Source organism: Xanthomonas sp. NCPPB 1826, assembly GCF_056725285.1.
The window spans coordinates 1,278,937-1,299,023 of the sequence record NZ_CM161521.1 but is presented as its reverse complement, the minus strand read 5'-3'; the positions used below and the strand labels follow the sequence as shown (position 1 = coordinate 1,299,023).

Sequence of the window (20,087 nt, the reverse complement as noted above, 5' to 3'; positions counted from 1 at the left end):
ATGGCTTCTACGCCCGCCTCGTTATGCCTGCTGCGCCTGTCAGCCCTGGGTGACGTCACCCATGTGGTGCCGCTGGTGCGCACCTTGCAGGCGGGGTTTCCGGCAAGCCAGCTGCATTGGATCATCGACAAGGCCGGGCTGAAATTGCTCGATGGCCTGCCCGGCGTGCAGTTCCATGCCTACGACAAGCGCACCGGCGTGGCCGGCATGCGCGCGCTACGCCGCTCGCTGGCGCCATTGGGTCGCTTCGATGCGCTGCTGCAGATGCAGGTGGCCTTGCGCGCCAACGTGCTGTCGGCCTTCGTACCGGCGCGGCGGCGGATCGGCTATGACCGCAGCCGTTCCAAGGATCTGCACGGCCTGTTCGTCAACGAGCGCATCGCCGACCGCCCCGGCATCCACGTACTCGACGCCATCGGCAGCTTCGCGCAGCCACTCGGCCTGACCCAGACCCAGGTGCGCTGGGACTTGCCGGTCCCCGACGAGGCGCATCGCTGGGCACGCGCACAATGGGACGACGATGGTCGCCCGGTGCTGATGATTTCGCCGTGCTCCAGCCACGCACGCCGCAACTGGTATCCCGACCGCCATGCCGCGCTGGCCGACCATGCCGCAGCACAGGGTTGGCGGGTCGTGCTGTGCGGTGGCCGCAGCGAGCTGGAACGCAGCACCGCCGATGCCATCGTCGCAGCCGCGCACACGCCGGTGCTGGACCTGGTCGGCAAGGACACGCTCAAGCAACTCCCCGCCCTGCTCGCCCGCGCCGATCTGGTAGTTACCCCCGATTCCGGGCCGATGCATATCGCCAACGCGATGGGCACCAAGGTGCTGGGCCTGCATGCGGCCAGCAACCCGCTGCGCAGCGGCCCTTACTCGGACGTGCGCTATTGCATAGACCGTTACGACGCGGCCGCCCGCAAATACCTGGGCAAGCCGGCCGACCAGTTGAAATGGGGCACCAAGATCGAATTCGACCAGGTGATGGCGCTAATCACCGTGGACGATGCGATCGCCGCATTCGAGCGTTATCGCAGCGATCATCCGCGCTGAGCATCGGTAAGGGATAGGCGCTAGAACAGGCGTTCAATCGCCGCAGAGCTGCGCGCTGCGCCGTGGCGCAGACGCCCACAACAGCCAGGAAACAGGAGCCAAACACCGCCGGCTCACGTGCGCGGCAGCCAATCACCGCGGTGCCGGCCGACTCGAAGTGTGGCGGCGCACCAGAAAGCGCCGCGCACCCACCGACCACCACGTGTATCGGTTACGCAGACCTGCAGTCAGCGGCTCTCAGACACCGCTAGCGCGGTAGTCCTGATACGACTTCTCTTCCACGTACGACGAACCCAGCGCCAGGTTGATCTCTTTCTTGATGCGCGCGCGTTCGTCGTTTTCGATATAGACGCTGCGCGCCAGCTGCACGAAGCCGTCATCGAAGGTCTGCGCCTGCTCCTTGAGCCGGATGTCGTCCTCGATCACCCATAGCCGCTCGTTGACGGCCTTGAGCGCGGCACGCAGACGCACGATGTCATGGCCGGCGGCCGGATGCGCCATCCAGCTGGTCTCCAGCGCGGACAGCTCGCTGCGCACGTTGGCCAGCTTGACGGGGTCGCTCATGCGCTCGGACTTGATCTGCAGGATCGCGATCTTGTCGAGCAGCTCACCAAAGGACACGGGCACCAGGATCTCGGACATGACAGGCCTCCAACGGATATCGGGCGGATTGTAGCCAGCGCAGCAGCGCGCGGCGGCGACACATAAACAAAAGCCCCCTTGCGGGGGCTGATGCGAATCTGGCGGAGAGGGGGGGATTCGAACCCCCGAGGCGCTATAAACGCCTGCCTGATTTCGAGTCAGGTACATTCAACCGCTCTGCCACCTCTCCAGATGGTCCCCAGTGTCCTGGGGCCGTGCATCATACGGGCACCGGCGCCCAGCTACAAGCGGCCCGGGCCGGCATCGCCGGCACGATCGAAGGTCCGGGCGTGAACCCGCCCTGCGGCATCGGCGATCGGCGTGTTGCTGCGGGCCGGCCGCGCCGCGATGATGGTCACGCACCTCCTTCCTTGGCGACCCGCCCCCATGCTCGAATTCGGACACCTTACCCATGTCGGCCTGCGCCGTGACCTCAATGAGGACACGTACTACGGCGACAGCGAGCTGGGGCTGTGGCTGGTGGCCGATGGCATGGGTGGGCATGCCTGCGGCGAAGTGGCCAGCGCCCTGGCACGCGAAACCATCGTGCGCGAGGTGCGCGCCGGCACCCCGCTGGCCCAGGCGGTACGCATCGCCGACGAAGAGATCATCAAGACCTCGCGCCGCTGCAACGACACCTTGCCGATGGGCACTACCGTCGTCGCCGCGCGCGTACTGGGCCAGCGCTTCGAAGTGGCCTGGGTCGGCGACAGTCGCGCCTACCTGTGGCGCGACGGCCGGCTGGCGCAGCTGAGCCAGGACCATAGCTATGTGCAGGAACTGATCGCCCAGGGCACGCTGACCAGCGAACAGGCGCGGGCGCATCCGCATCGCAATGTGGTGACCCAGGCGCTGGGCGTCACCGATCCGGTCCACCTCAATGTCGCCACCATGCAGGGCGAGCTCAAATCCGGCATGCAGCTGCTGCTGTGCAGCGACGGCCTCACCGAAGAAGTCGACGATGCCGCGATCGCCGCGACCCTGTCGCAAGCCGATTGCAGCGCACAGGAATGTGTCGAATGCCTGGTCGCAGCCGCACTTGATGGCGGTGGCTCGGACAATATCACCGCGATCCTGGTGCGCAGCTACTGAAAACGGCCAACAAGACCTAGCGAGCGCCCGCTGGCGGTCAGCGCAGAATTTCGTTGGCTGCATATTGTTGGATGCAGACAAACGCTTGGTCGGTCCAGGGTACGGTGTCCTCACCGCCTGCGAACCACGCCGTCAATCTAGCCCTGAAGACTCGCTTGCAGCATCCAGGCCGCCAAGGATCCCGGAACCGTCGAGAGCAGTGCACCAGAGCGTGAGTCGGCTGCCTGGTTGAACACCATGCACATCGACCATCTTGACAGGTCCTTGCCCGCCCACCGTCGCGGGACCTTACGCGGCATGGAGGCCGCGTAAGAGCCTACACGGACGTACTTGCGGCGTGTCCTGCGATGGTGGGCGGGCAAGGGCCCCGCAGCCAGGCCGCAGATCACCGGCCTGCAGCCAAGAGCAAGCTCATCGCGCTCCGCAATAGACCGGATCGAAGTAGCTGTTAGCCGCGCCAAGCACGGGCATTGAACCCGCACGGCAGCCATCATGTGCGCACTACTCGCGCCCAGAACCGCCAGGCTTCAGCGGCGCACTGCGCCCCACCACATCGCCACGCCGCGCGACAACCGGACACCCGTTGCCGAAAGCCGCACTACCCGGCAGCAGCCACCTCTTCAACCGGCGCATCCCACAATGCGCGCCCGGCCTTCTTGCGCAGGTGCGCCAGGCGCGCCTCGTGCGCCTGCGACTCCGACGCGGTTACCACCACCCGTGCGCGCGGCAACAGCAACGCCGGATCGAAGGTGATCATGCCCTCGCCATGCTCGCTGCGCTGGCCGGTATCGGCGCTGGCAAAGCCGATCTCTTCCTGGCCCGAGGTCAGCGCGATGTACACATCGGCCAGGATCTGCGCATCGAGCAAGGCGCCATGCAACTGGCGATGCGAGTTGTCCACGCCCAGACGCTTGCACAAGGCATCCAGCGAGTTGCGCTGCCCTGGATAGCGCTCGCGCGCCATCATCAGGGTATCCACCACGGTGGCGCGCTCGACGATACGGCCGTAGTTGTCGCCCAGCAGCGACAGCTCGTTGTCCAGGAAGCCCAGATCGAACGCGGCGTTGTGGATGATCAGCTCCGCGCCGTCGATGTAGGCCAGGAACTCCTCGACCACATCGGCAAACAGCGGCTTGTCGGCCAGGAACTCCAGAGTCAATCCGGTCACCTCCTGCGCACCGGGTTCGAAATCGCAATCGGGCTTCAGGTAGCGATGGAAGTTGTTGCCGCTCGGGCGCCGCTCCAGCAGCTCCACCGCACCGATTTCGACGACGCGGTTGCCCTTGCGCCATTCCAGGCCGGTGGTTTCGGTATCGAGAATGATCTGACGCATGAATCCTCTTGCTGATTGCTTACGCGGTTGCGCTGCCACCGCGCTGGGCGATGGCCTGATTGCGGGCGAGCACGTCGACGCGCTCGTTGTCCGGGTCGCCATTGTGGCCTTTCACCCAACGCCAATCGATGCTGTGGCGTTGCGTGGCCGCATGCAGCCGCTCCCACAGTTCACGGTTCTTGACCGGGTCGCCGCCGGCGGTTTTCCAACCGCGGCGCACCCAGCCGGACATCCACTCGGTGATGCCCTGGCGCACGTATTGCGAATCGGTATGCAGCACGATCTGGCATGGCTCGGTGAGCGTTTCCAGCGCCATGATTGCCGCCATCAACTCCATGCGGTTGTTGGTGGATGTGGCTTCGCCGCCGGACAATTCCTTCTCGCGGCCGTTGTAACGCAACAGGGCCGCCCAACCGCCCGGCCCAGGATTGCCGAGGCAGGAGCCGTCGGTATGCACTTCAATGGATTTCATCAGCTTCTGGTGTTTGGAAAGTGGTCAGTCGTCAGATCGTGGCTACAGGCTGCGGCCAGCGCGAGGGCATCGCGATCGGGGTAGGCCCGATCGAAGCGGCGGCGCGCTTTTCCACTTCGAGCAGATACACCGCGCGCCAGGGTGCGCGATCGGTGCCGGTAACGCCACGCCCGGTGCGCCAGATTGGCCCCAGGTAGCGCTCGGTCTCCACGCATTGCAGCCCCGCACGCTGCGCCAGCAGCCGCCAGCGATCCGGCCGCAACGCCACCGGACCACGCCGCGCCCAGCGAAAGCGGTACGGGCTCAGCGGATTGAGCGTGAACAGCCATAGCCGCCCGCCCGGCATCAGCAAGCGCTCGCATTCGGCCAGGAATTCCGCCGCGCCGCCCACCACCGCATGCTGCACCACGATGGCCTGCAGGCTTTCGGTCGGCAACGGAAACGGCATGGCGCAACGCGCATCGCCCGCAAAGCGGCCAGCGCTGCGAGTCAGCCGCAGCCCGCGCCCTTGCAGCAGCTCGCGCGGCGGCAGCTCGGGCGTCGGCGTCAGCCACAACCAGGGCTGCGAGGGACGCGTTTGCAACGCCGCAAGCGCCAATTTGCGCTCCAGCAGGAGCAGGCTGCGCCCTGCACCTGTTTCAAACCAGGATGAGACGCCAGCTTGACGGGAGAATGGCGTGGCAGGCATGGTCCCAATTCTATGCGACTGACCGCCCTGCCCGCATTCGACGACAACTACATCTGGGCGCTGGTCGCCAGCGATGGCCGTGCAGTCATCGTCGATCCGGGCCAGGCCGAGCCGGTGTTCGCCGCCGCTGAGCGCGAAGGCTTCAGCCCCAGCGCCGTCCTGCTGACCCACCACCATGCCGACCACATTGGCGGCGTGGCAGCGCTGCAGCAGCGTTGGCCGGACCTTGCGCTGTACGGCCCAGCCGACGAACGCATCCCTGCAGACGCCCACCGCGTGGGCCAGGGCGATCGCTTGAGCCTGCTTGGCAACAGCTTCGATGTCCTGGAAGTGCCCGGCCATACCCGCAGCCATATCGCCTTCGTCACCGACCGCCATCTGTTCAGCGGTGATACCCTGTTCAGCCTAGGCTGTGGGCGGATGTTCGAAGGTACCGCTCCTCAGATGTTCGACGCGTTGCAGCGCCTGGCCTCCCTGCCTGGCGAAATGCTCGTGTGTTGCGGCCATGAATACACCTTGGCCAATGCGGCCTTTGCGCTGCACGTCGATCCCACCAACGCTGCCTTGCAGCGCCGTCAACAGGAAGCCCAGGCCATGCGTCATGCAGCCCGTCCTACCCTGCCGATTTCGCTCAAGAGTGAACTGGCCACAAATCCGTTCTTACGCACCAGCAGTCCCGAAATCCGCGCTGCGGTGGCGTCTCGCGCAGGCGGGGCAATTTCCTCTGAAGCTGACGTTTTCGCCGAACTTCGGCGCTGGAAAGACGAATTTCGCGCATGAGGCGCCTGCTTCTGGCAGTGCTGACCGCATCGGCGGTCATCGCACCCGCAGCCGCATCGTCCAACGACGCAAGCCGCCCCAAACCCGCAGAGAGCTCGATCACCCAGACCGCCACACCCGAGGTGCGCAACGGCCGGGAGATCTTTTCGTCGTTTCTGGACGGTCGTGCCGATCCTGGCTGCGACAGCGAACATAGCGATACGCGCTGGGAACAACATTTTTCGCGCGCGCCGGCACGCCTGGCGGACGACGCACAGGACGTGTTGCCGTTGTTCGGCTACGTGGTCGATGAACTACGCGAAGCCGACATGCCGACCGAATTTGCGCTGATTCCGTTCGTCGAGAGCGGTTATCGCCCGGGCGCTCGCAACGGCAGCGGTCCCGCCGGCCTCTGGCAGTTCATCGCCACCACTGCGCGCAACCACCACGTGCCGGTTGGCGCTCAATACGACGGCCGCCTCTCGGCAGTGGACTCCACCACGGCGGCGGTGCGTTATCTCAAGACGCTGTATGGCATGTTCGGCGGCGATTGGCGCCTGGCGCTGATGGCCTACAACGCGGGCGAGTATCGCGTGCTGCAGGCCATGCGCACGGCCGGGATGAACGCGCAGAACGCTCGCCCGTCCGAACTGCCCGGCATGTCCAAGGTCACCTACGAGTACGTGGAAAAGCTGCACGCGCTCGCCTGTGTGCTGGACCATGCGCAGCAGCAGGGCAATCTGCTGACCTCGCTCGACCGCCCGGTACCGGTACTCACCGAACATGCATTGCCGGCCGGCACCAGCCTCAACGCCTTTGCCGGACAACGCGACATCGAGCCGCAGCTGCTGGCCCGGCTGAATCCGGCGCTGGCCAGCGCGCGCGCCGCACCGCGGGGCGTGCATGTGCTCGCCCCGATCGCATCTGCGCAGCCAGGTGCGACAGGCGCCTCGGTCGCATCTGCCGACACGGGCAGCCTTGTCGACAACAGCGCTGCCGCTCCCACAGTCGTTGCCGCCGCGACGACGGACGCCTCCAGGCCACAGGCGCGCACCACGCATACGGTCCGCAACGGCGAATCCGCCTGGGCTATCGCACGCCGCTACGGCGTGACCGTCACGACACTGCTGACCAGCAATGGCCTGGACAAGCGTGCCGTGCTGAAGCCCGGCATGGTGTTGTCGTTCGAAGACACACCCTGACCTAAGCCGCCTGCCTCCGGCGCCGTTCCGGCGCCGCTGACACCACAGCGGCACGCTTTTCGTCGACCTTGCACGGGGAAGTTGAGCACCGCGCTGCGCAGGCGTAGGTCGGCTGCGAAGAGAGCGCCTGACACTTGTCTTGCCTGCGCTGCTGCAACGACGCCATATGGAATCGGAAACCGGGTGGAATCCGGAACCGGCACGCTCGCGGCCGATCGCCCCGCTATCGCTGCAAGCCAATTGACATCGCAGTTGATTGAGCGCCTGCAGCGTCTGCCGCCAACCGACATGGACCCACCCGTAGGCGCACGAACGTGCAACCGACGCTGGCTTTTCTGGCCTGGCAGATTGGCCCGGCAGATCAGCACGTTTGAATGACGCACGTCTTCGCACACGCATGCCTGCAATCCTGACGCGCGAAATCCGCAACGCCGGCAGACCTATCCCGAACGGATGGCAATGCGCACGACGTCAGATCAGTTGCGGCGGGCCATCGCAGTGATTTAGCCAGTTGCTGCGGGCATCCAGTGCCTGGTCCACGCGACCACAGACTCGCCGCAGCGCCAGTGGCGGGATACTCCACACGAACGCTGGCACCTGCCCACGACGGCATCGGCCAAAGAAAAAGCCCGGTTACCCGGGCTCTTTCTCCACCAGTCGAACAGCAGCGGTTACAGCTGCGCTTCTTCGATCTGGATCTTGTAGCGCTTACGCATTTCCTTGACGTACGCCTGCGCCGCGTTGTTGCCGTCGATCTGGCTCAGCTGCTCGCGCAGCATGGTCTGCTGCTCGGCCGGCATCTGCTTCAGGTCGCCCGGGGTCGCCTTGCTGATGACGAACACCGCAAAGCGTCCGCCATCCAGCTCCACCTTGCCCACCGACGGCTTGCCTTCGGTCGGACGCGGCGCGCTGAAGATGGCGCGGTTTGCCGCCGGCGTCGGAATCGGCGCGGTACGCGGCAAGCCCGGGATCGGCTGCACCTGCAACTTCTCGCTGGCAGCCAGCGCCTGCAGGGTCTCGCCTTTCTGCACACGTGCCAGCAATGCGTCGGCAGCCGCCGCGGCAGCCTTCTCGGCGCGGTCCGCGCGGACGGCGGCGATCACCTTCTCGCGCACCTTGTCCAACGGCAGGGCCGCCTCGGCGGTGTGGTTGGTCACACGCAACACCACGCTGTGGTTCGGCCCGATGGTGATCGGATCGCTCACCGTGCCGTCCTGCACCAGCGTTTCGGAGAATGCCGAACGCAGCACCGCCGGATTGGCCGCGATACCGCTGGCATCGGCGCGCGAGAACGGACCCAGCGTCTGCACTGGCAGACCGACCTGCTTGGCTGCCGGCTCCAGCGCGGTGGGATTCTTGTAGACCTGATCCACCAGCTTGCCGCTCACATCCGTAAACGCCTTGTCGGCATCGGCCTTGAGCTGCTCGGCGGCGAGCTGATCGCGCACCTGCTCGAACGACTTGCCCTGGCCGCCCTTGACCTCGCGCAGCTGGATCACGTGGTAACCGAACTCGCTCTTGATCGGGCCGACCACCTCGCCAGCCTTCATCGAAAACAGGGCATCTTCGAACGGCTTGACCATCGTGCCCTTCTCGACCCAGCCAAGATCGCCACCGGCGCCCTTGGAACCGGGGTCCTGCGAATTGGCCTTGGCCAATGCGGCGAAATCGGCACCTGGTTGCTTGGCTTCCGCAGCCAGCTTGGCCGCTTTTTCCTCGGCGGCTTTCTGCGCGGCAGGATCGCTACCGGCGGTGATCAGGATGTGCGATGCCAGACGCTGATCCGGCTCAACAAAACGCGCTTTCTCTTCGTCATAGCGCTTGCGCAGCGTCGCCTCGTCAGCGGCGGTTGCCGGCGGCAACTTGGCGGCATCGAGTTCGACATACTCGATCGTCACCGTCTCCGGCTGACGGAAATCCTGGGTATGCCCGTCGTACCACTGCTTGATCTGTGCATCGCTGACCGGCGCGGTATCGGCAGCCGGGGGCGGGAGCATGGCCAGCTGCACGTCACGCGTTTCGCCCATCAGCTTGAGCAAGCGCTCGAACTCGGCCTTGGTCGCAAAGCCCGACTCGGCAATCGCCTGCGGAATCACCGACTGCTGCAAGCTGTCGCGCACCAACGCATCGAACTGCGCCGGCGTGCGCGGCGGCGTGCCCTGCGCAAGTGCAGCGCGGTACTGGTCGGGGCTGAATTTGCCTTCGACCTGGAACGCCTGAATGCCGGCGATGTAATCGCGCACCGTCGCATCGCCGATCACGATGCCGGCATCTTCGGCACCCAGACGCACGACTTGCTCATCGACCAACTGGTCGAGTACCTGCAATTTGTTTTCGCGCGATTCGAACGTGCGCGGATCGAAATTCTCGCCCTGGCGCTGCCGTTCCTGCATGCGCGCCTGTTCGAAGCGGGCGCGGAAATCCTGGGTACTGATTTCATGGTGCTGCCACAGCAGCGAGACCGGCCACCACGACGGCGCCGATTTCCACCACGTCGGTGGCGCCTGCACCTTGGCCACGTTATTGGCGCCAATGCCGCCGAGGTAGCTGTTGTCGATGACGAACAGGAACGGAATCATCAGCAACCCCAGGATGGCGGTAGCGATCCAGCCTGACGTCTTGTCGCGAAGTTTCTGCAGCATTGGCAAATCACGGCCTGTGGGCGAGCCGCGCAGTGTAACGCGCCTGACGCCGGGCACCCAGCCCAATCCCGCACCGTACCGGATCCGGCATGGCTTTCGGCGCGCAATTACCGCCATAGCGGCCAAAAAAAAGCCCCCGGCACGGAGCCGAGGGCTTTGTATAACTGGCGGAGCGGACGGGACTCGAACCCGCGACCTCCGGCGTGACAGGCCAGCATTCTAACCAGCTGAACTACCGCTCCGCTTTAAACTTGGACTGCTGCTTCCCCACTATTTCCGCAATGCGAATCCGGTGGAGAAAACGAAGCCCCCAATCGCTCAGGGGCTTCGGTATAACTGGCGGAGCGGACGGGACTCGAACCCGCGACCTCCGGCGTGACAGGCCAGCATTCTAACCAGCTGAACTACCGCTCCGCGCTTGAAACATTTGCCTGGTGCTTAATGGTGGGTGCTGAGGGTTTCGAACCCCCGACCCTCTCCGTGTAAGGGAGACGCTCTACCGCTGAGCTAAGCACCCTAGCGAGTCGGTTAGTTTACTGCATCCTTCAGGGCTTTGCCAGCCTTGAATGCAGGATTCTTCGAAGCAGCGATCTTGATGCTGTCGCCGGTCTTCGGATTGCGGCCGGTGCGCTCAGCGCGCGCGCGGACCTGGAAGGTGCCAAAGCCAACGAGGGTGACGGCATCGCCCTTCTTCAGCGCCTTGGTGATTTCGCTCACAACCGCGTCAACAGCACGGCCGGCCTCAGCCTTGGAGATGTCAGCGGCAGCGGCAACGCCATCGATCAATTCGGTTTTATTCATTCTTGAAACTCCCTTTGCGGCAGATGCCGCGGAATCGACAATCGGCGCTCTTGCCGTTAGCGAAGAACCCGACACAAGTGGTATCGCGTGACGCATCACAATTTGCCGCGCCCACGAGTCGTGCATTTATACCAGCGCCCCCAACCGCACGCAAGCCAAAACCCAATAACGACGCGGGTTTTGGCTTGTTTTGCCTGGGTTTAGACAAGCGGTTTTAGTGCTTGACGCGGGTACCCGGAGTAGTGCGTGACTTGCCGCGAACCGCAACCCGCGAAGCCGTCTTGCGGGCCTTTTCCTTACCCGCCTTCTTCGGTGCCAAAGGACGCTCCAATGCGAGATCCAGCACTTCGTCGATCCACTTGACCGGCACGATCTTCAGATCGCGCGTCACGTTGGCCGGGATGTCGGCCAGATCCTTACGGTTCTCGTCGGGGATCAGCACGGTGCGGATGCCACCGCGCAACGCTGCCAGCAACTTCTCCTTCAGGCCACCGATCGCCGAGACGCGACCACGCAAGGTGATCTCGCCGGTCATCGCCACATCGGCGCGGATCGGCACCTTGGTCAACACCGACACCAGCGAGGTCACCATCGCGATACCGGCACTCGGGCCATCCTTCGGCGTCGCACCGTCGGGCACATGCACGTGCACGTCCTGCTTCTGCAGGAAATCCACATCGATGCCGAGTCGCTCGGCGCGCGAACGCACCACCGACAAGGCGGCCGACGCCGATTCCTTCATGACGTTGCCGAGCTGACCGGTCAGGATCAGGTTGCCCTTGCCCGGCACCAGCGTGGACTCGACCTGCAGCAGCTCGCCGCCGACTTCGGTCCAGGCCAGACCGGTGACCAGGCCGATTTCGTTTTCTTCTTCGGCACGGCCGAAATCGAAGCGACGAACGCCCAGATACTTGTCGAGGTTCTTCGCGTTGACCGTGACCAGGGCCTTGGGCTTGCCCTTCTTGGCGACCACCTTCTTGGCATCCGGCTGCGGGCCGGCAAGCGCGATTTCCTTGACCACCTTGCGGCAGATCTTGGCGACTTCGCGCTCGAGGTTACGCACGCCCGATTCGCGCGTGTAGTAACGCACGATGTCCTGGATCGCATCGCTGCCGATCTCGATCTCTTCCGGCTTCAGGCCGTTGGCCTTGATCTGCTTGGGCACCAGGTAACGCATGGCGATGTTGAGCTTCTCATCCTCGGTGTAGCCGGGGATGCGGATGACTTCCATGCGGTCCAGCAACGGACCGGGAATGTTGAGCGAGTTGGAGGTGGCGACGAACATCACCTCCGACAGGTCCAGGTCCACTTCCAGGTAATGGTCGTTGAAGGAGTTGTTCTGCTCCGGATCGAGCACTTCCAGCAGCGCCGAGGACGGGTCGCCACGGAAGTCCATCGACATCTTGTCGATCTCGTCCAGCAGGAACAGCGGGTTCTTGCTGCCGACCTTGTTGAGGTTCTGCACCAGGCGGCCGGGCATCGAGCCGACATAGGTCCGGCGATGGCCACGGATCTCGGCCTCGTCGCGGATACCGCCCAGGCTCATACGCACGAACTTGCGGTTGGTCGCCTTGGCGATCGACTGCCCGAGCGAGGTCTTGCCCACGCCCGGCGGCCCGACCAAGCACAGAATCGGCCCCTTCATCTGCTTCACGCGCGACTGCACCGCCAGATACTCGAGAATGCGTTCCTTGACCTTGTCCAGGCCGTAGTGATCGGCGTCCAAGGTATCTTCTGCGACCTTCAGGTCCTTGCGGACCTTGGTGCGCTTCTTCCACGGCACGCCCAGCAGCCAATCCAGATAGTTGCGCACCACGGCCGCCTCGGCGGACATCGGCGACATCTGCTTGAGCTTGTTGAGCTCGGCCTTGGCCTTGGTCTCGACCGGCTTGGGCATGCCCGCCTCGGCGATCTTGCGCGCCAGCTCCTCCAGCTCGCCCGGCGCATCGTCCAGATCGCCCAGCTCCTTCTGGATCGCCTTCATCTGCTCGTTGAGGTAGTACTCGCGCTGGCTCTTTTCCATCTGCGACTTGACGCGGCCGCGGATGCGCTTTTCCAGCTGCTGCACATCGATCTCGCCGTCCACCAGCCCGACCAGCAGCTCCAGCCGCTCGCCGATCTCTGTGATTTCCAGCAGGCGCTGCTTGTCGGCCAGGCGCACGCCAATATGCGCGGCGATGGTGTCGGCCAGACGGCCCGGCTCGTCGATGCCGGCCAGGGTCTGCAGCAGCTCCGGCGGCAGCTTGCGGTTGGTCTTGACGTACTGCTCGAACAGCGACATCAGCGAACGCGCGATGGCCTCCACTTCGCGCGGCTCGCGCGCGTCGCTGGCTTCGATCTCGATGCCCTGCCCCTGCAGTGCGCCATCCAGCTCGACGACCTTGTCGACGGTGACCCGCGACAGACCTTCGACCAGCACCTTGATGGTGCCGTCGGGCAACTTGAGCAGCTGCAGCACCTGCGCGAGCGTGCCAACGGTATAGAGGTCGCTGGCGGTCGGGTCGTCGGTTTCGGCCGACTTCTGCGCAACCAGCAGGATGCGCTTGTCCGCCTCCATGGCTTTTTCCAGCGCGCGCATCGACTTGTCACGGCCGACGAACAGTGGAATCACCATGTGCGGAAACACCACCACGTCGCGCAGCGGCAACACCGGCAGATCGAGAACTTCTGGTTGGGACTGGGCCATGGGGCGCTCCGCAGGAATGGGGGTTTTGGGGCGTAAAAAAAGCCGATGGCCCCGTTATGGGGCCATCGGCGAGGTGTTGCAAGTAGCGTTCGGAAACCCTTTATCCGCGAGCGAGGCCGGGGCCGGGCGCAGCGGCATCCAGGCCTCAGTCGCCGGACGCGGCCTTGGCCGGCGCCGGTTGCGCCTGGTAGATCAGATACGGCTCGGATTTGTGCTCGATCACCGACTCGTCCACCACCACCTTGCTGACATTTTCCTGCGAGGGCAGCTCGTACATCGTATCCAGCAGCACCGATTCGACGATGGTGCGCAGACCACGCGCGCCGGTCTTGCGCTTGAGCGCCTTCTTGGCAATCGCAGACAGCGCGTCGGGGCGGAACTCCAGCTCCACACCTTCCATGTCGAACAGCTTCTTGAACTGCTTGGTGATGGCGTTCTTAGGCTCGGTCAGGATCTTGATCAGCGCCGGCTCGTCCAGTTCCTCGAGCGTGGCGACCACCGGCAGGCGGCCGACGAACTCGGGGATCAGGCCAAACTTGATCAGATCTTCCGGCTCGACCTCGGCCAGGATCTTGCCGACTTCCTGCTTGCGCTCACTGCTCTTGACCTTGGCACCGAAGCCGATGCCGCCGGCATCGTTGGAACGCTGCTGGATCACCTTGTCCAGCCCGGCGAACGCGCCGCCGCAGATGAACAGGATGTTCTTGGTGTCGACCTGCAGGAATTCCTGCTGCGGATGCTTGCGACCGCCCTGCGGCGGCACCGAAGCCACCGTGCCTTCGATCAGCTTCAGCAGCGCCTGCTGCACGCCTTCGCCGGACACGTCGCGGGTGATCGACGGGTTCTCGCTCTTGCGCGAGATCTTGTCGATTTCGTCGATGTAGACGATGCCCTGCTGGGCCTTCTCGACGTCGTAATCGCACTTCTGCAGCAGCTTCTGGATGATGTTTTCCACGTCCTCGCCGACATAGCCGGCTTCGGTCAGCGTGGTGGCATCGGCGATCGTGAACGGCACATTGAGCAGGCGCGCCAGCGTTTCGGCCAGCAGCGTCTTGCCCGAGCCGGTCGGACCGACCAGCAGGATGTTGGATTTCGCCAGCTCGACGTCATCGTTCTTGCTGCGGCTCTCGATACGCTTGTAGTGGTTGTACACCGCCACGGCGAGCGTGCGCTTGGCGCGCAACTGCCCGATCACGTATTGATCCAGCACCTCGAGAATCTCGCGTGGCTTGGGCAGACTGGAGCGTGCCGACTGCGCCTTCTCTTCGAGTTCCTCGCGGATGATGTCGTTGCACAGCTCAACGCACTCATCGCAGATGAATACGCTGGGACCGGCAATCAGCTTGCGGACTTCATGCTGACTCTTACCGCAGAACGAGCAGTAGAGAATCTTGTTGCTGTCGCCGGAACGACCTTGGCGGTCTTCGCTCATGCTTCTGTTACCCAGTTACCCCACCCGATGCACGGGGGTTCGATTTCGAGAATAGCACAGGGTCGGGAGGACATCCGCCCAGCCCGACCCTGCCGGTTTTTCCTGCAATTTCAGCAATCTGGCGATCAAGACGGCTGGATCGACTCTTCCGGACGGCGTTCCAGCACCTGGTCGACCAGGCCATAGGCCTGCGCATCGACCGCACTCTTGAAGTTGTCGCGCTCGGTATCGCGCGCAATCGTCTCCAGGGATTGGCCGGTGTGCTTGGCCAGGATCTCGTTCAGACGCGAACGCAGGGTCAGGATCTCGCGCGCATGGATATCGATATCGGTGGCCTGGCCCTGGAAGCCGCCCAGCGGCTGGTGGATCATCACGCGCGAGTTCGGCAGCGCATAGCGCTTGCCGGCCGCGCCCGATGCCAGCAACAGCGCGCCCATCGAGGCGGCTTGGCCGACGCAGATGGTGCTCACGTCCGGCTTGATGTACTGCATGGTGTCGTAGATCGCCATGCCGGCGGTGACCACGCCGCCCGGCGAATTGATGTAGATGCTGATGTCCTTTTCCGGGTTGTCCGCTTCCAGGAACAGCAGCTGGGCCACGATCACGTTGGCCATGTGGTCGTCGATCGGACCGACCAGGAAGATCAGACGCTCCTTCAGCAGACGCGAGTAGATGTCATACGCACGCTCGCCGCGGCTGGTCTGTTCGACCACCATCGGCACCAGGTTCAGGGCTTTGGTCACAATGCTCATCAGTCTTCCTGTAGTGGCAGCGGCTTGCGCCGATGGCCGGGTTTGACATCCGCATCCCAGCCATCGGGATGCGGGTTGGTGTCACGCGGTCGCTTACCTTAGACCCGAATGGCGTCCTGGAACGACAGCGACTGCTCGGTGTGCTGGGCGCGCTCGGCGATCCAGTCGATCACCTGCTCTTCCATGACACGGCTCTGCAGTCCACTCATCAGTTGGGGGTCGTTGCGGTACATCTCAATGACCTGCTCCGGCTCTTCGTAGGTCGAGGCGATCAGACGCAGCGTTTCGCTGACGCGCTTGGATTCCAGGCGCAGCTCGTTGCGACGGGCCACCTCGCCCACCAGCAGACCGACCAGCACGCGCTTGGCAGCCGCGTCCATGAAACCCTGGTGGGCATCCGCCGGGATCTCGCCCGGGTTGCGGCCGCTGCGACGGACCTGCTCGACCTGCTGCGCCAGCATCGAACGGGCTTCGTTCTCGACCAGGCGCGGCGGCATTTCCACGTGCGCATAGGCGGCGATCAGCTGCTCGCCCACTTCGCGACGCAGGCGGTTCATCAACGCGCCCTTGAGCTCGCGCTCCAGGTTGGTGCGGATGTCGGCGCGGAACTGCTCGGCATCGCCACTCTTCACGCCGAAGCTCTTGATGAACTCCTTGTCCACCACCGGCAACACCGGCTCGGAGACCTCGACCGCCTTGACGTGCACCTGCACGGTCTTGCCGGCCAGCTGCGGCACGCGCCACTCTGCCGGAAAGTCGATGGTCAGGGTCTTGTCTTCGCCCTTGGCCAGGCCTTCCAGGCCCTTTTCGATCTGGTCGAACATCACGCCCGAGCCCAGCACGCTGCTGCCGGTCTCCACGCCTTCGGCGGGCAGACGCTCGTCGCCGGCCTGCGACCAGGTCTCCAGCGCCACCAGGTCACCGACCTGCGCGCCGCGCTCGACCGGGTTCCAGGTGCGGCGCTGCAGACGCAGGTTCTCGATCATCTGATCGATGTCGGCATCGGTCACGTCGGCGGTATGACGCACCACCGACAGCTTGGCCACATCGATATCGCCGAAATCCGGCACCACTTCGAAGGTGGCGACGAAGTCGAAATCGCTCTCGCCCTGGTCGATACGCGGGTTGCCGGCCAGACGCAGCGAATGCTCGCGCACTGCCGAATCGAAGGTCTCACGCAGCAGGCCTTCCATCGCCTCGGCACGCACCTGCTGACCGAACCGCTGCTCGATGACCTTGGTGGGCACCTTGCCCGGGCGGAAACCCTTGATACGCGTGGTCCGCGCAAGTTCGCGCAGGCGGCCACCGACATGCGTCTCCAGGCGCTCCTGCGGCAGGGTGAAGGTCAGGCGGCGTTCCAGATTGCCGGTGGATTCGATCGATGCTTGCATGTTGACTCCTGCCACCGACTGCACAAGCGTCGGCACGAGATGGAAGATGCGGGTTGACGGATGGCGAGAAAGCCGCCGAGCCTTGTAGTTTCGCCGATAACGGCGGCCGCTGCCAGCGGAATACGCGTCACTGCGCCGCGCAATGGAAAGACCCCAGGCCTGCGGCGGGAAGCGGCCGGAACACGCACGGCCGCACTGCATTGGTGCGAAAGGGGGGACTCGAACCCCCACGCCTTGCGGCGTCAGAACCTAAATCTGGTGCGTCTACCAATTCCGCCACTTTCGCGATGCTGCTCCTGCCCGGCCATTGTTGCAGGGATGCCGGGAAAGAAAAAGCATCGCGGGAGCAACTACGCCGCTGAATGTCGCCCACGGCCTGCACCCTGCGCGCCTGCACGGACAGCGCGAGCGCGGCCGACCCTGAGTCCGACGCGCCGACGATAAACACATTCATCATGCAACTCGGCGCGCACTGGCGTACCTTGCTTCCGCCCGCTAGCGCTGGGTAAAGCTGGCATTCGCTAAAATTCCGTTAACACCAGTGAGAGGCAGTTATCGCGATGAGAGATCGCTATCGGCAGACCGTGGCGCTGTCCCGCGACTGCATCAAGGAGATCGACCTCGACGGGCGGATTACGGCCATCAACATCAATGGCCTGACCGAACTGCGCGCCAGCCACCAGGATCAGCTGATCGCGCGGCCCTGGCGCGACCTGTGGCCGCCGGAGGCGGCCGAGCTGGTGGATGCGGCAATCGCCGGCTCTCGCGCCGGTTCGATCCAGGAATTCGAGGCCGCCAGCGTGAACTTCGTTGGCGTGCGCCAGATCTGGCAGGTCGTCACCAGCCCGCTGTTCGATGCACTTGGCAAGGTCGAAGCGATCCTGGCGGTGAGCAGGAACATCTCCGACCGCCGGGCGCTGGAGACCGCCTTTCGCACACTGGATTCAACCCTGACCGCAGAGCGCGCATTTTCCAGTGGTGTGCTGCGACTGGCGCAAGCGCGCGAACATTCGCTGTCGAGCGAACTGCACAGCCTGCGCGACCTGCAAGAGCGCATCGAAGGCGATCTGGACATTGCGCGCGCCGCACAGAGCGCTGCCGAAAAGATTTCCGAGCAGGCGCAAAAGGGCGAGGCGGTGGGACAACTGCTGGCCGGCGTGGTGCACGATCTGAACAACGTGCTGCAGGCGGCAACCTCGGCCATCGAGCTGGTGGTACAGCGCGCCAGGATCGACGCGCACGACACCAAGCTGTTGAGCGTGGCCGATGCGGCGCTTCAACATGGCTCGGTCATGGCACAGCGCCTGGTCGGGTTTTCGCGGCAGTATCCGTACAGCCCGGAATCGGTGGACCTGGCTGCCTTGACCGAACAGCTCGGCCCCTTGCTCGAACAGGTGATCGGCGCGGATCTGCAATTGCAGCTGCGCACCGCCGAAGGTGGATGCTGCGCAATGGTCGACCGCCACACGGTGGAACGCGCCATCTTGAACCTGGTGATCAACTCCCGCGATGCCTGCCAGGGTGGCGGCGTCATTTGCGTGGAGACCGGCGACGCCGTGGTCGCTGAAGAACAGGCCAACCTGGCCAGGCCGGCCGGGCACTACGTCACCATCGCCGTGGCCGACAACGGGCATGGCATGGATGCGCACGTGCAGGCGCACCTGTTCGAAGCGTATTTCACCACCAAGGATGCCGACAAAGGCGCGGGCCTGGGGTTGGCGCAGGTGTACAGCGCGGTCCGTCAGGCAGGTGGCTTTGTGGAAGTGACATCGGCGCCCGGCCAGGGCGCGTGCTTTACGCTGGCGTTCCCACGCATGCAGCAGAGCGCGGCGCCGGCGCCCGCCGCATCGCCGTAAGCGACCACGGCTGCAGTTGCCCGTCGCCGATCAGGCGTAGCGCACCGCATCAAGGTCGTCAGCGCCATCCAGTGCAGCAAAGAACCTCTTGCTGCGCATGCTGATGGACGTTGCCTGGCGGCCCGTCACCCGGCGCGAGGCGACACTGCCAGGCGCGACCACATCAGCCAGACAAACACGGCGCAGGCGCCACCTGCCGCCAGCCCACATTGCAGCAGCGTCAGCATCACTGCGCGATCAGACATCATCGACCAGCCGCCGATGATCGCCAGCAGCAGCACGATCACCCCGGCCGAGAGCAGACCGCTCAACGCACCGATGCCAACGTGGACCAGCAGGTTGGGCCGGCGCCGGCGATACCACCAGGCGCAGATGCGCGCGCACAGCCATCCCGCCGCGGCGCAGGCAATCACCGGCAACACCAGGCCGTAGGACCAGGCAACGATCAACAACGCGGTCTGTAGGTCGAAACGGGTCAATTGCGCCAGGCCCAGCAGCCCGCCGAGCGGAGGACCGACGATCGCGAACACGCCAACCTGGCCCAGGATCGAATGCCGCACTGCTCCGGACACCTCAGACCTCATGTGCGCTCGCTCGGCCGGGCGGCGACGACCGGTGGCGATTGCGCACCTGACGCCGGCCAGACATCGCGCCGAGCCGAGATCGGCACTGCGTTGCCGCGGCCGCCGACCGAGACGACAGCGAAGCTGCAATCGATTCCCTGCGTCATCTTTTCCTCAGCACAAAAAGAAAAGCACCTAGGCGGATGCCTAAGTGCTTTTGTTTGGTGGGCCGTCAAGGATTCGAACCTTGGACCTATTGATTAAGAGTCAACTGCTCTACCAACTGAGCTAACGGCCCTGAAACTGGTCGCACATTGTATGCGCGTTTTTGCTTGGTTGCAACACCCCGCGATGCATCGGGTCCAACTTTTCCTGCAATCAGTGGGGTGGCTGAGGGGACTCGAACCCCCGACATCTGGAATCACAATCCAGTACTCTAACCAGCTGAGCTACAGCCACCACTGAAACCTACTTCCTACCGCACCGCCGATGGCGCGCCCGACAGGACTCGAACCTGTAACCGCCGGCTTAGAAGGCCGGTGCTCTATCCGGTTGAGCTACGGGCGCCCGGACCGAACTTCGCATTCCCACGCCGTCAAGAGCTCGGAATGGTCGGGGTAGAGGGATTCGAACCCCCGACATCCTGCTCCCAAAGCAGGCGCGCTACCAGACTGCGCTATACCCCGGCGGGACCTTTCAATCCCGAAGGCTGGAAAGGTCGGCTAT

Annotated in this window: 16 protein-coding genes and 9 tRNA genes; 5 read left to right on the top strand and 20 right to left on the bottom strand. The window is 64.3% G+C overall.

Going from position 1 to position 20,087, the window contains the following annotated elements:
• On the top strand, window positions 1-1,050 hold the full coding sequence (locus tag AC1PLA_RS05680; RefSeq protein ID WP_104555572.1) for a glycosyltransferase family 9 protein: 1,050 nt from the start codon (window positions 1-3) through the stop codon (window positions 1,048-1,050).
• A 237-nt stretch (window positions 1,051-1,287) separates the two neighbouring features.
• Here AC1PLA_RS05680 and AC1PLA_RS05675 read toward each other — a convergent pair whose 3' ends face one another.
• Together AC1PLA_RS05675 and AC1PLA_RS05670 are read right to left on the bottom strand one after the other, a co-directional pair.
• A complete protein-coding gene (locus AC1PLA_RS05675; protein ID WP_102252645.1) occupies window positions 1,288-1,692 on the bottom strand; it encodes a DUF6165 family protein in 405 nt (134 codons plus the stop codon).
• 99 nt (window positions 1,693-1,791) lie between these two features.
• Window positions 1,792-1,882 (bottom strand) — tRNA-Ser (locus AC1PLA_RS05670).
• 197 nt (window positions 1,883-2,079) lie between these two features.
• On the opposite strand from AC1PLA_RS05670, the gene AC1PLA_RS05665 reads away from it, so the two are divergent.
• A complete protein-coding gene (locus AC1PLA_RS05665; RefSeq protein WP_024938430.1) occupies window positions 2,080-2,784 on the top strand; it encodes a PP2C family protein-serine/threonine phosphatase in 705 nt (234 codons plus the stop codon).
• Window positions 2,785-3,382: 598 nt separating this feature from the next.
• Here the strand turns inward: AC1PLA_RS05665 and dnaQ are convergent.
• From dnaQ to AC1PLA_RS05650, 3 genes are read right to left on the bottom strand one after another with little or no spacing between them, the layout of a single operon-like run.
• Window positions 3,383-4,117 (bottom strand): DNA polymerase III subunit epsilon, encoded by a 735-nt coding sequence (dnaQ, locus tag AC1PLA_RS05660; RefSeq protein WP_039523879.1) that lies wholly within the window; start codon window positions 4,115-4,117, stop codon window positions 3,383-3,385.
• Window positions 4,118-4,136: 19 nt separating this feature from the next.
• A complete protein-coding gene (gene rnhA, locus AC1PLA_RS05655) occupies window positions 4,137-4,589 on the bottom strand; it encodes a ribonuclease HI (protein ID WP_024938428.1) in 453 nt (150 codons plus the stop codon).
• A 31-nt stretch (window positions 4,590-4,620) separates the two neighbouring features.
• Window positions 4,621-5,277 carry a hypothetical protein gene (locus AC1PLA_RS05650; RefSeq protein WP_024938427.1) on the bottom strand — a complete coding sequence of 219 codons (657 nt, stop codon included), beginning with the start codon at window positions 5,275-5,277 and terminating at the stop codon, window positions 4,621-4,623.
• Between the two features lie 12 nt (window positions 5,278-5,289).
• Here AC1PLA_RS05650 and gloB point away from each other — a divergent pair, with 12 nt between their 5' ends.
• Complete coding sequence (gene gloB, locus AC1PLA_RS05645; protein ID WP_104555573.1) at window positions 5,290-6,057, top strand: hydroxyacylglutathione hydrolase; 768 nt, start codon at window positions 5,290-5,292, stop codon at window positions 6,055-6,057.
• Entirely contained in the window at window positions 6,054-7,238 is a 1,185-nt protein-coding gene (locus tag AC1PLA_RS05640; RefSeq protein WP_104555574.1) for a lytic transglycosylase domain-containing protein, read from the top strand. The genes gloB and AC1PLA_RS05640 overlap by 4 nt, the downstream gene beginning before the upstream one ends.
• A 671-nt stretch (window positions 7,239-7,909) precedes the next feature.
• Here AC1PLA_RS05640 and AC1PLA_RS05635 read toward each other — a convergent pair.
• The 10 genes from AC1PLA_RS05635 to AC1PLA_RS05590 form a co-directional block, all read right to left on the bottom strand.
• Window positions 7,910-9,880: a peptidyl-prolyl cis-trans isomerase gene (locus AC1PLA_RS05635; RefSeq protein WP_481105734.1), complete on the bottom strand. Its 1,971-nt coding sequence runs from the start codon at window positions 9,878-9,880 to the stop codon at window positions 7,910-7,912.
• Between the two features lie 165 nt (window positions 9,881-10,045).
• Window positions 10,046-10,122, bottom strand: a tRNA-Asp gene (locus tag AC1PLA_RS05630).
• 95 nt (window positions 10,123-10,217) lie between these two features.
• Window positions 10,218-10,294 (bottom strand) — tRNA-Asp (locus AC1PLA_RS05625).
• Window positions 10,295-10,322: 28 nt separating this feature from the next.
• Window positions 10,323-10,397: transfer RNA gene (locus tag AC1PLA_RS05620), tRNA-Val, on the bottom strand.
• 11 nt (window positions 10,398-10,408) lie between these two features.
• On the bottom strand, window positions 10,409-10,681 hold the full coding sequence (locus AC1PLA_RS05615) for an HU family DNA-binding protein (RefSeq protein ID WP_024938423.1): 273 nt from the start codon (window positions 10,679-10,681) through the stop codon (window positions 10,409-10,411).
• Between the two features lie 214 nt (window positions 10,682-10,895).
• Window positions 10,896-13,367 carry an endopeptidase La gene (gene lon / locus AC1PLA_RS05610; protein ID WP_016904733.1) on the bottom strand — a complete coding sequence of 824 codons (2,472 nt, stop codon included), beginning with the start codon at window positions 13,365-13,367 and terminating at the stop codon, window positions 10,896-10,898.
• A gap of 145 nt (window positions 13,368-13,512) precedes the next feature.
• On the bottom strand, window positions 13,513-14,799 hold the full coding sequence (clpX, locus tag AC1PLA_RS05605) for an ATP-dependent Clp protease ATP-binding subunit ClpX (RefSeq protein ID WP_003483788.1): 1,287 nt from the start codon (window positions 14,797-14,799) through the stop codon (window positions 13,513-13,515).
• 125 nt (window positions 14,800-14,924) lie between these two features.
• Complete coding sequence (gene clpP / locus AC1PLA_RS05600) at window positions 14,925-15,551, bottom strand: ATP-dependent Clp endopeptidase proteolytic subunit ClpP (protein WP_002806026.1); 627 nt, start codon at window positions 15,549-15,551, stop codon at window positions 14,925-14,927.
• 98 nt (window positions 15,552-15,649) lie between these two features.
• Window positions 15,650-16,942 carry a trigger factor gene (gene tig / locus AC1PLA_RS05595; RefSeq protein ID WP_039524079.1) on the bottom strand — a complete coding sequence of 431 codons (1,293 nt, stop codon included), beginning with the start codon at window positions 16,940-16,942 and terminating at the stop codon, window positions 15,650-15,652.
• A gap of 201 nt (window positions 16,943-17,143) precedes the next feature.
• Window positions 17,144-17,228 (bottom strand) — tRNA-Leu (locus tag AC1PLA_RS05590).
• Window positions 17,229-17,502: 274 nt separating this feature from the next.
• On the opposite strand from AC1PLA_RS05590, the gene AC1PLA_RS05585 reads away from it, so the two are divergent.
• The gene (locus tag AC1PLA_RS05585) at window positions 17,503-18,798 is read left to right on the top strand and encodes a sensor histidine kinase (protein ID WP_481105733.1); all 1,296 of its coding nucleotides are present in this window, start codon (window positions 17,503-17,505) and stop codon (window positions 18,796-18,798) included.
• Between the two features lie 125 nt (window positions 18,799-18,923).
• Here AC1PLA_RS05585 and AC1PLA_RS05580 read toward each other — a convergent pair whose 3' ends face one another.
• The 5 genes from AC1PLA_RS05580 to AC1PLA_RS05560 all read right to left on the bottom strand — a co-directional run bounded on the left by AC1PLA_RS05580 (window position 18,924) and on the right by AC1PLA_RS05560 (window position 20,047).
• A complete protein-coding gene (locus AC1PLA_RS05580) occupies window positions 18,924-19,382 on the bottom strand; it encodes a hypothetical protein (RefSeq protein WP_481105732.1) in 459 nt (152 codons plus the stop codon).
• Window positions 19,383-19,583: 201 nt separating this feature from the next.
• Window positions 19,584-19,659, bottom strand: a tRNA-Lys gene (locus AC1PLA_RS05575).
• An 84-nt stretch (window positions 19,660-19,743) separates the two neighbouring features.
• Window positions 19,744-19,820 (bottom strand) — tRNA-His (locus AC1PLA_RS05570).
• 31 nt (window positions 19,821-19,851) lie between these two features.
• Window positions 19,852-19,928 (bottom strand) — tRNA-Arg (locus AC1PLA_RS05565).
• A 42-nt stretch (window positions 19,929-19,970) separates the two neighbouring features.
• Window positions 19,971-20,047, bottom strand: a tRNA-Pro gene (locus AC1PLA_RS05560).
• Window positions 20,048-20,087: the final 40 nt, after the last annotated feature.